Genomic DNA, 327 nt, shown 5'->3' with positions numbered 1-327 from the left:
GCAAGAAGGTGGTGCTCACCGATGCGGGCGATGCGTTGACCCAGTACATTCGGCATCAGATGCTCACTACCCAGCAGTTCATGGATGAAGTGCATGCCATGGAAACCCGGATTGTGGGGCTGGTGTCCTATGCCATGCCGCCCAGTTGTCTGATGTCACCGCATTTTCCCATGTTGCTGGAGCGGCGCCTGGCGCACCCGGATATCGAGTTGAAAATTACGCTCACATCCACCCAGGACGTGGTGCAGATGGTGCTGGATGACCGGGCCGATTTTGGTTTCGTGACGGAAAAAAATGACCACCCTCTGCTGGAATACCGGTTGTTCT

Annotated in this window: 1 protein-coding gene; it reads left to right on the top strand. The window is 55.7% G+C overall.

Features of this window, described 5'->3' with window-relative positions; translation table 11 throughout:
• Positions 1–327: LysR substrate-binding domain-containing protein (locus A3730_RS11005; RefSeq protein ID WP_156501153.1), on the top strand; the 327-nt coding region annotated here is incomplete at both ends.

It is taken from the genome of Alcanivorax sp. HI0044 (genome assembly GCF_001634945.1).
The sequence above is the reverse complement of the archived record's forward strand: the minus strand, read 5'-3'. Positions and strand labels throughout refer to the sequence as shown.